General features: G+C 70.7%; 12 protein-coding genes and 1 pseudogene. 5 read left to right on the forward strand and 8 right to left on the reverse strand.

Annotated elements, in window-relative coordinates; translation table 11 throughout:
- The first annotated feature begins 113 nt into the window (after positions 1–113).
- Positions 114–437, forward strand: coding sequence for a hypothetical protein (locus tag ACLBYE_RS15925; RefSeq protein WP_012322287.1), 324 nt, complete (start codon positions 114–116; stop codon positions 435–437).
- An 88-nt stretch (positions 438–525) separates the two neighbouring features.
- Positions 526–663, forward strand: a complete 138-nt coding sequence (locus tag ACLBYE_RS15930; RefSeq protein ID WP_020090654.1) for a hypothetical protein — start codon at positions 526–528, stop codon at positions 661–663.
- On the opposite strand, the gene ACLBYE_RS15935 is transcribed toward ACLBYE_RS15930, so the two are convergent.
- The gene (locus tag ACLBYE_RS15935; RefSeq protein WP_020090653.1) at positions 664–906 is read right to left on the reverse strand and encodes a hypothetical protein; all 243 of its coding nucleotides are present in this window, start codon (positions 904–906) and stop codon (positions 664–666) included. It lies immediately after the preceding gene.
- Positions 907–1,074: 168 nt separating this feature from the next.
- On the opposite strand from ACLBYE_RS15935, the gene flaF reads away from it, so the two are divergent.
- Positions 1,075–1,446 (forward strand): flagellar biosynthesis regulator FlaF, encoded by a 372-nt coding sequence (flaF, locus tag ACLBYE_RS15940; RefSeq protein ID WP_020090652.1) that lies wholly within the window; start codon positions 1,075–1,077, stop codon positions 1,444–1,446.
- 13 nt (positions 1,447–1,459) lie between these two features.
- Here flaF and ACLBYE_RS15945 read toward each other — a convergent pair whose 3' ends face one another.
- Positions 1,460–1,873: a flagellar biosynthesis repressor FlbT gene (locus ACLBYE_RS15945; protein WP_056531717.1), complete on the reverse strand. Its 414-nt coding sequence runs from the start codon at positions 1,871–1,873 to the stop codon at positions 1,460–1,462.
- Positions 1,874–2,023: 150 nt separating this feature from the next.
- Between ACLBYE_RS15945 and ACLBYE_RS15950 the strand changes: the two genes are divergently transcribed.
- A complete protein-coding gene (locus tag ACLBYE_RS15950; RefSeq protein ID WP_447694903.1) occupies positions 2,024–2,800 on the forward strand; it encodes an SDR family NAD(P)-dependent oxidoreductase in 777 nt (258 codons plus the stop codon).
- Between the two features lie 87 nt (positions 2,801–2,887).
- Here the strand turns inward: ACLBYE_RS15950 and ACLBYE_RS15955 are convergent, their stop codons facing one another.
- From ACLBYE_RS15955 to ACLBYE_RS15975, 5 genes and pseudogenes are all read right to left on the reverse strand, one after another.
- Positions 2,888–3,118 carry a hypothetical protein gene (locus ACLBYE_RS15955; RefSeq protein WP_020090649.1) on the reverse strand — a complete coding sequence of 77 codons (231 nt, stop codon included), beginning with the start codon at positions 3,116–3,118 and terminating at the stop codon, positions 2,888–2,890.
- A gap of 216 nt (positions 3,119–3,334) precedes the next feature.
- Positions 3,335–3,586 carry a molybdopterin converting factor subunit 1 gene (moaD, locus tag ACLBYE_RS15960; RefSeq protein WP_029357972.1) on the reverse strand — a complete coding sequence of 84 codons (252 nt, stop codon included), beginning with the start codon at positions 3,584–3,586 and terminating at the stop codon, positions 3,335–3,337.
- A 54-nt stretch (positions 3,587–3,640) separates the two neighbouring features.
- Positions 3,641–4,240 carry a CDP-diacylglycerol--glycerol-3-phosphate 3-phosphatidyltransferase gene (pgsA, locus tag ACLBYE_RS15965; RefSeq protein ID WP_020090647.1) on the reverse strand — a complete coding sequence of 200 codons (600 nt, stop codon included), beginning with the start codon at positions 4,238–4,240 and terminating at the stop codon, positions 3,641–3,643.
- 73 nt (positions 4,241–4,313) lie between these two features.
- Positions 4,314–6,490 (reverse strand): annotated as a pseudogene (uvrC, locus tag ACLBYE_RS15970) (excinuclease ABC subunit UvrC).
- 74 nt (positions 6,491–6,564) lie between these two features.
- Positions 6,565–7,281 (reverse strand): protein phosphatase CheZ, encoded by a 717-nt coding sequence (locus tag ACLBYE_RS15975; protein WP_447694904.1) that lies wholly within the window; start codon positions 7,279–7,281, stop codon positions 6,565–6,567.
- A gap of 271 nt (positions 7,282–7,552) precedes the next feature.
- Here ACLBYE_RS15975 and ACLBYE_RS15980 point away from each other — a divergent pair, with 271 nt between their 5' ends.
- A complete protein-coding gene (locus ACLBYE_RS15980; protein ID WP_447694905.1) occupies positions 7,553–8,389 on the forward strand; it encodes a L,D-transpeptidase in 837 nt (278 codons plus the stop codon).
- A 100-nt stretch (positions 8,390–8,489) separates the two neighbouring features.
- Here the strand turns inward: ACLBYE_RS15980 and ACLBYE_RS15985 are convergent, their stop codons facing one another.
- A complete protein-coding gene (locus ACLBYE_RS15985) occupies positions 8,490–9,251 on the reverse strand; it encodes a DUF2076 domain-containing protein (RefSeq protein ID WP_447694906.1) in 762 nt (253 codons plus the stop codon).
- Positions 9,252–9,468: the final 217 nt, after the last annotated feature.

A 9,468-nucleotide genomic window follows, 5' to 3' on the forward strand; every position in this document is an offset into this window, starting at 1 on the left:
CACGTCAGCTTCACTGTTTCAGCGGACAGAGAAGGAGTGGACCTGAGCCGCTCCGAGAAGCCCGGCAGGACCGCCCGCGGACCTGCCATCACAAACCGTGTGTGAGTGTTCCCGTGAGTGCCAAGTCGGTCACTCTGACCCGCTGCCTCGCCAGCCTCCTGGCAGGCCTTGCCCTGACTTCCGCCGCGTCGGCCCTGCCGTCCTGCATCGAAGCCCAGCGCAAGGTCGACGAGGCGAACGCCCTGCGCTTCCAGGCGCGTCAGGAAGCCCGCCTGGGCAACCATGACCGCGTCTGCGACACGCTCGACGAGGTGGGCGACCGCTACGACGATGCCCGCGACGCGTTCGAGCGATGCGGCGAGGGCGTCGTGGCCATCGACCTCCGCAGCGAGCTGCGGGGTCTGCGGATCGCCAAGAAAATCAACCGCTGCGACTGACCGGGTGCGCGATCGCACCTCGGCCGTCCCGTTCCTGAAGCATCACCCCGATACGCGCGACGCTGGTCGCCGAGAAGGTTCTGCGCCGATGACCCCCGCCACGCTCTCGAACGACATCGAGCCCACCGTCACCCGCACCGGTCCGTCCTTCGCGGCCGCCCTGTGCGGTTTCGTCAGCACCACCGTCGCCACGACGATGCTGCTCATGCTGATCGGCACGTTCTGATTACGGCGCGACCGACCAGAATCTCTGGCGGTTGAACAACATCTCCTGGGAGCCGATCTTCGGGGTCGGCTCCGTCCTCCGGCCGCAATCGGGTTCGGCCGGTTTCGTGACCGCCGCCAGGGTCGCCGGCGCCACCGGTACGAGCCCCAGCCGGGACTGCACTTCGGGTTGCCGTGCCGCCGCGATGGTCAGCACGCAGGCGATCAGGCCGCCGGCAACAGTTCCGAGAACGAAATTCAACATCGGGGTTGGGGTCCGGGGGCCGGTTCCTTTCGGCCGCACAGCGTGGTCGATAACCAACCCGGCGGCATCATGGCGGATGCGGCGCTCACGCGCTTTTAACTCCTGATCTGCGACAGCTACGCGCTAGCTTGCCTCAGTGGCAGGCCCGACGACGGGGCTGGACCGCCGATGAACTACGCCGCCAACGCCTACGCCAAGACCTCCCACAGCGCGCTGTCGCCCCGCGAAGCCGAATCCGCCGTGCTGCTCAAGGCGGCGCAGAAGCTGATCGGCGCCAGCCAGGGGCTCGCCAGCGGCGATGCCGGGCGCATCAACGAGGCCCTGTCGTTCAACCAGCGGGTCTGGACGCTTCTGACCTCCGAGGCCACGTCCGCGGAGAACCCGCTCCCCGCCGACGTGAAGCAGGGTGTCGGCCGCCTGGGCGTCTTCGTGCTCCAGAGCTGCATCGACACGATGATCGCTCCCACGCCGGAGAAGATCGCCACGCTGGTGTCGATCAACAATCACATCGCCGCCGGCCTCCAGGGCAATCCCGGCTGAGGCCGCGCCCCGGTCAGCGAGCCGCTGCGGCGTCCGGCACCTCGGCCGGCGATTCGGCGCCGGCCGCCTCCCACTCGACGAGCTTGCGGCTCAGCTTGAGCGATCGGTAGTACTCGCCGGCCTCGACCGCCTGGGCGATCGCGGCGATCTGCCCGGCCGCGGCCGGCGCGAGTCCCAGCAGATCCGTGGCCTGCCGGAAGAACAGGTCGATGCCCTGCGTCGGGTCGTCGGCGAGGTAGATGACCGTCAGCGTCAGGTGGAGACGCTTGCAGGCCGTGTCGGCCTCGCTCTCCGTGATGATCTCGCTCTCGCGCAGGAACTTGCACTGCGTCTCGATCAGGAAGGTCGAGCGACGGTCGCCGTTGCGGAGCAGCGCGCCGTTGATGATCAGCCGCTCGAACGGCTTGAGTTCCAGGCGCAGGGGCATCGGGCGTTCCTTTCTAGAAGACCCGGCGATCTCATTCGCGAACCGTTAACGTTTCGCGAATGTCGGACGGCCGCGCCGCCGTTGCGGCGGGTGGCCACCGTGATAAACTCAGACAAATTTCCGCCGGCCGAACCACGTCGAGGATAACCGATGACGGCGAAGGGCGATCAGCGCGCGCGGTATCCGAGCCTCGCCGGCAAGCGCGTCCTCGTGACCGGCGGTGCCTCGGGCATCGGCGAGGGGCTGGTCGAGGCCTTCGTGAGGCAGGGCGCCCGCGTCCTGTTCTGCGATATCGCGGACGATGCGGCCCGGGCGGTGGTGGCGCGCCTCGCGCCCGGCGCCGCGCACGCCCCGCTCTACTGCCGCTGCGACCTGACCGATGTCGAGGCGGTCCGCGCGCTGGTCGCTGAGGCCGACACGGCCCTCGGCGGGCTCGACGTCCTGATCAACAATGCCGGCAACGACGACCGCCACGCTCTCGCGGACGTGACGCCCACCTACTGGGACGACCGGATGGCGGTGAACCTGCGCCACCTGTTCTTCGCGGCCCAGGCGGCGGTCCCACCCATGCGCCGCGCTGGCGGCGGCGTGATCCTCAACTTCGGATCGATCAGCTGGCATCTCGGGCTGACGGAGATGCCGCTCTACCAGACCGCCAAGGCGGCGATCGATGGCATGACCCGGGCGCTCGCCCGCGACCTCGGCCGCGACAACATCCGGGTGGCGGCGATCGTGCCGGGCAACGTCCAGACACCCCGCCAGGAACGATGGTACTCGCCGGAGGGCGAGGCGGAGATCGTCGCCGCGCAGTGCCTGGATGGTCGGATCCAGCCGGCGGACGTCGCCGCGCTGGTCCTGTTCCTGGCCTCGGACGACGCCCGGATGTGTACGGCCCACGCCTACTTCATCGACGCGGGCTGGCGCTAGGACCGGCGCCGGGCAACCAAGCGGCCGGGCAAAGGATCGGCCGGGCGGAGGCGTCGACGGCGCTCCGGCCCGGCCCGCTTCCCTGCCTCAGTCGCAGGTCTCCTTCTTGACGGTCTTCGAGTCGCCCATGTCGTTCTCCTTGCGCACCGTCTTGGTGACGCAGCCGTCGCCGTGGTCGTGGACGGTCACGGATTTCGACTCGGAGGCCGGGCGGTCGACGACGACGGCCGGGCGGTCGCGCTCGATTACGGTGGTCTGTGCCTGCGCGGCGGCGCCGAGGCTCAAGAGGGCGGCGGTCGCGAGCAAGGTCATGCGCATGCTGAAACTCCAATACCGATTTCGGTAGCGGATAACGGCAATGCCAGCTTGGGCGTTCCGCGGCGTGTCGCGTCCTGAGGCGGGCCGAACCCGTAGAGAACTTGGCTCGGCCCGCGCGCCGTTCGGCATGAGGTGCAGCCGGAGCGACGGCGCCAATGACCGCGGAAGCCGACCCGTTGCAACCCCGGCGAACTACGTGCGCGGCGCGGCCGGCACTCAGCCGCCGGTCATCGGCGGGAAGAAGGCGATCTCGCGGGCCCCCGCGATCGGCGCGTCCGGCTTGGCGTGGGCCCGGTCGATCGCGGCGCGGACGACGCCGGGATCCTCGAAGGCGTAGGCGTATTCCTCGCCCCGGCCCCGGAGCCAACCGACGAGATCGGCGACGGTGGCGACCTCCGGCGGCGGCGCCAGCTCCTCCTCGGAGCGGCCGATCCGCTCGCGGACCCAGGCGAAATAGACGAGCTTCATCGCATCACCGTACCGGAGTCAGGGCAGGGACCGCGCGTCCCGGAGACGGATCCCTCAGCGCGGATCGTCGATGACGTGCTTGATCCCGGCCCGCATGTAGTCCCACCCGGTCCAGAGCGTGAGCGCGGCGGCGAGCCACAGGAGCGTCAGGCCGATCGGCTCGGTTCCCGGGAGCACCGTCTCGCCCGCCGGACCGGCCACCAGGAAGCCGAGGGCCAGGAGCTGCACGGTGGTCTTCCACTTCGCGATCCGGCTGACCGGCACGCCGACCTTCAGCTCCGCCAAATACTCGCGCAGGCCGGATACCAGCACCTCGCGGCACAGGATCACGATGGCCGCCCAGATGTTCGAGCCGACGATGGTGTGGTCCGCCGCCAGCATCAGCAGGCAGGCCGAGACCAGCAGCTTGTCGGCGATCGGATCGAGCATCCGGCCGAGCGCCGAGCTCTGGTGGTAGGTGCGGGCGACGTAGCCGTCGAGGTAGTCGGTGATCGCGGCCGCGACGAACACCCCCAGCGCCGTCCACCGCGCCGTGTGCGATTCGGGCCAGAACAGCAGCGCGACCATCACCGGCACGGCAACGAGGCGCCCGTAGGTCAGGCAATTCGCGAGCGTCCAGGCCGGCGACCGTCGTCGGGGAAGGACGGCGTTCATCGCAGGGGTGAAATCAGAGCGGGGCCCGGGCGTCAACGCCTCAGATTCCGCCGCGGCCATCGCGGCCGGGTTCTCAGGCGCCGGCATGAAAGAAGTCGTAGACCGCCCGCGCGGTGGCGGCGTTCACGCCCGGGGTCTTGGCCAGATCCTCGAAGGCGGCGCGCTCGATCGCCTTCACGGTCCCGAAGTGGTGCAGCAGCGCGCGCTTGCGGCTCGGACCGATGCCGGCGATCTCGTCCAACGGATTCTTCACCATCTCACGCTTCCGCTTGGCCCGATGGCTGCCGATGGCGAAGCGGTGCGCCTCGTCGCGGAGCCGCTGCACGAAGTAGAGCGTCGGGTCGCGCGGCGGAAGCTTGAAGGGTGGCCGGCCGGGCACGAAAAACGTCTCCCGGCCCGCATCCCGGTCGCGGCCCTTGGCGACGCCGACGAGCGGCACGCCCGCCACGCCGACCTCCTCCAGCGCCGCCCGCGCGGCGTCGAGCTGGCCCTTGCCGCCGTCGATCAGCACGAGGTCCGGCCAGGCCGGGAACGCCTCGCTCTCCTCCGCCGGGGCGGCCACCGGCTCCGGCACGCCGCCCTCGGCGGGGGGCACGGCCGCCCCCCCCGCGGGGGCGGGGGCCGCCCCTCCCAGGCCGCCGCCGCCCCCCCCCCCCCGGCGGGGGGCCCCCCCGCCCCCGCCCCCCCCCCCGGGGCGCCGGCCACGGCCGCCTCGCGCTCGGTGCGCGGCGCCTCCTTCACGAGCCGCTTGAAGCGCCGCTGCAGCACCTCGCGCATCATGCCGTAATCGTCCCCGGGGGTCAGGTCCTCGGACTTGATGTTGAACGTGCGGTAATGCGCCTTCATGAAGCCCGTCGGGCCGGCGACGATCATGCCGCCGACCGCGTTCGTGCCCATGATGTGCGAGTTGTCGTAGACCTCGATCCGGCGGGGCGCCCCGTCGAGCCCGAAGGCCTGGCCGAGGGCGGCGAGGAGCTTGCCCTGCGAGGCCGTGTCGGCGAGGCGTCGCGCGAGCGCCTCCTTGGCGTTGCGCTGGGCGTAGTCGACGAGGTTCTTCCGCTCGCCGCGGCTCGGCCGGTGGATCTCGACGCGGTACTCCACCCGGCTCGACAGGGCCGCCGCGACTAGCTCCGCGTCCTCGATCGCGTGGCTCGTGAGCACCGTGCGGGGCGCGGGCTTGTCGTCGTAGAACTGGCCGATGAACGAGCCCAGCACCTCGTCGGGCGTCATCGTCCGGTCGGCCTTCGGGAAATAGGCGCGGTTGCCCCAGTTCTGGAAGTTCCGGAAGAAGAACACCTCGATGCAGAACTGGCCGGCCTGCTCGTCGAGGGCGAACACGTCCGCCTCCTCGACGCCCTGGGTGTTGACCCCCTGCACGCCCTGGATCGCCGACAGGGCGGCGATGCGGTCGCGGAACCGGGCGGCGCGCTCGAACTCCATCGCCTCGGACGCCTCCTGCATCTCGGCGCGCATCCGGTCCTTCACGGCGTTCGACTTGCCGGCGAGGAACGCCCGGGCGGAATCCGCCATGGCCGCGTAGTCGTCGGCGGCGATCTCACCCGTGCAGGGGCCGGAGCAGCGCTTGATCTGGTAGAGCAGGCAGGGCCGGGTGCGGTTCTCGTAGTAGCTGTCGGTGCAGGTGCGCAGCAGGAAGGCGCGCTGCAGGGCGTTCACCGTCCGGTTCACCGCCCAGACGCTGGCGAACGGGCCGTAATAATTGCCCTTCCGGCGCCGGGCGCCCCGGTGCTTGACGATCTGCGGGGCGGGGCCGTCGTCGGTGACCAGGATGTAGGGGAACGACTTGTCGTCCCGCATCAGCACGTTGAAGCGGGGCTTCAGCTGCTTGATCAGGTTGGCTTCGAGGAGGAGCGCCTCTGTCTCGGTCGCCGTGGTGACGAACTCCATCGCCGCCGTCTGCGAGATCATCCGGGCGATGCGGTTCGAGTGCGCCTGGCCCCGCGCGTAGGAGCCGACCCGCGCCTTCAGATTCTTGGCCTTGCCGACGTAGAGGACGTCGCCGCGATGGTCGAACATCCGGTAGACGCCGGGCGAGGACGGCAGGGTCGACCAGAACCGGCGGATCACCTCGGTTCCGGCCTGGACGGCGCCCGGCTCGAAGTCGAAATCGATCTCCGGCGCCTCCGTCTCGGGGAGGCCGGCTTCCGGCTCGTCGGCGGTCTCGTCCCGCTCGGCGTCGCGGCCGTCGTCGAAGGTGTCGGGGGGCAGGTCTGAGAGGGCTCTGCGGCTCATACCGCAGATCTAAGCGTTCCGGACCGCCAGGGGGACCGGGGCGGCGACAAAAATCGCGCGCCCGGTCGGCTCGATCAGTCGAACAGCGAGTCGATGTCGCTCTGGTCGACGTGGCCGATGTCGTGGTCGAGCTTGGGCCCGTTGAGCAGCGAGCTCTCGTCGTCCAGGGAGGTCGGCACCGGCATGACGGTGATGAGCTCCTTGAAGCTGTCGAGTTCCGACCACGTGGCGATGAGCCGGTCGAGATGCTCCTCGATGAACTTCATCACGCTGACGATCTTGGTGATCCGCTGGCCGGTCAGGTCCTGGAAGTTGCAGGCCTCGTAGGCGGTGATCACGCGCTCGAGGATCACGTCGACGTGCTGCTTCGTGCCGGGCGGCAGCGTCGCGGCGTTGAGCATGCCGGCGTGGCTCTCGATCTCCTCGATCGCGCCGAGGAGCTGCGTGGTGGCGCGCTCCGTCGAGTCGACCACCGCGTCGAGCTCGTCGGCCGCCCGGCGCATGCCCTTGCCGGTGTTCTCGGTCCGGTGCAGCGTCGCCAGCTCCGACTTGGTGCGGGTGATCGCCTCCTTCATCACGTCGAGCTCGGTGCGCATCGCCAGCGCCTCGTGCAGCTCGCGGCGGCACGATTCGATGGTCTCGCTCGCGCTCATCTGCGTGACGCGGCGCAAGTCCTGGATGGCGTTGAAGATATCCTCCAGGCGCTCGCTCGAGGCGGACGCCCCGGGCCCGGGAGGGGGAGCCGCGGGAAGCCCGAGACTGTCTTCGATGCGATAGCGCTTCTGGGTCATCGTCCGGGCGTGAGCGTTCGGGTTCCGTCGCCGCGACTGTCTACCATAACGGTTAGCGGACTGTGACTGCCGAGCTTGTTACCGCCGGCCCCGTGCGGCCGGGGCCCAGGGCCACGGCGGGGGTTAACCGCCGATTCACGCTGGTCGCGACGGGCCGGGGACGGGCCGGGTCGCCCCGGCGATTCACCACGTTCGTTCACCGGATTCGGTAAAATTCGACGGGATCGATCGCGGGCCGGGAGCACGGGCACCGGCTCGGGAGCATGCGACGATGCGGCGTTCAGTCCGTCTGGGAATGGGGGTGGCCGCGGCCGCGTTGGTGCTGTGCGGCCCCGCCCGGGCGCAGCAGGCGCGCTACGCCGAGGGCGGCTACGGCGGCGGGCTGATCGAGTATCTCGTCACCGGCAGCGCCGGCGGCGCGACCGGGCGCGGCTGGCCGCAGCGCGCGGCGCCGAAGCAGCGGGTCGCGGCCTATTCCGGCGAGTTGGTGCCGGTCGAGCCGGAACCGGCCCAAGGTTACGGGCAGGCGTACGGGCAGGCGTACGGGCAGGCGTACGGGCAGGCTTACGGCCAGCCCTATGGCCAGCCCTATGGCCAGGCCTCCGGCGCCCCTCAGGCCTACGGTGCGCCCCAGGAGGATCCGGGCCGGATCGGCCGCGCGGTCTCCCCGGAGTACCAGCGCCAGGAAGTGGCCTTCACGGGGCGTCAGAAGCCCGGCACCATCGTGATCGACACCGCCGGCAAGCATCTCTACCTGGTGCAGGCGGGGCAGCGCGCCCTGCGCTACGGGATCGGCGTCGGCCGCCCCGGCTTCGCCTGGAGCGGGCTGAAGACGGTGAGCCGCAAGGCGGAGTGGCCGGACTGGACGCCGCCGGCCGAGATGCTGGCCCGCCGTCCCGACCTGCCGCGCCACATGGCCGGCGGACCGGAGAACCCGCTGGGCGCCCGCGCCCTCTACCTGGGTTCGTCGCTCTACCGGATCCACGGGACGAACGAGCCGAACACGATCGGGCAGTCGGTCTCGTCGGGGTGCATCCGCATGATGAACGACGACGTCATCGATCTCTACGAGCGCGTGCCGGTGGGGACGCGGGTCGAGGTCCTCTGAGCGGCAGACGCGGCCCCGGTCGCGGATCGGACCTTCCGGATACGAGAAAGGCCCGGCCGCGCCTGACGCGACCGGGCCTTCCGCTGCGTCTCAGGGACGATCAGGTCCAGTCGCTGTCGTCGCCGCCGCCGAGGTCGCCGCCGAAATCACCGCCCGGATCGCTGTAGCCGGCGTCCTGGAAGCTGCCCATGTCGCCGCCGCTGTTGTCGAGGGCCGAGCCGAGATCCTGGTTGCCGCCGCCATCGCCGTAGTAGTTGTTGACGACGGTCTCGCCCCCACCGCCGAGACCGGCGGCCGCGGCGCTGCCGAGGCTCGAATGGCCGCCCGCGAAGGCGTTCGACAGGGCGCTGCCGAGGAGCATGCCGCCCGCCGCGCCGGCCGCCATGGGCAGGGCCGTCGCCATGAAGCCGCCGCCGCGCGCCGGCGCCTGGGGCTGGCCGCCCCACGGGCCGCCCTGCTGCTGCGGGTAGCCGCCCTGCTGCGGGTAGCCCTGCTGCGGGTAACCCTGCTGCGGGCCGCCCTGGTTGCCCCAGGGCTGGCCGCCCGGACGCGGCTGCCCGTAGCCGGGCTGGGGCTCCTGGCGCTGCTGGCTGCCGCCGCCGAAGATGCTCGACAGGAAGCCGCCGCCCCCGGAGGACTGGGCCGGGGCCGCCTGGCTGCGGGCCTGCTCCAGTTGCTGATTGAGGCTCTTGATCGCCTCTTCCTGCACGTAGATCAGCTGCGCCATCGCGTAGGGCGCGTAGGGCTGCGCGCGGAGCTTGTCGGCGATGAACCGCTCCGCCTCAGCGTCGCGGGGCTGGGTCTGCGCCTGCTCCAGCCGCTGGAAGATTCCCGAAATGACGTCGCGTTCTTCGCTGTTCATGGAGTCGTCCTCCTCGAATCTCACCCGCGGGCCCGAACGCGCCGCATGGCAGCTAGGACATGGGTGCGCGGCGACGCTTTGTCAGGGGGATTGCGAAAACTTCATCCGCGGGTCCCGAAACGCGAGAAGCCCGGCCTGCGGGCCGGGCTTCCCTGACGCGGATCGTGCGGGTGCGGCCCCCGGCCCGCCCCGGCGCTCCCACCAGGGGGCGGACTCG

Source organism: Methylobacterium sp. A52T (assembly GCF_053346095.1).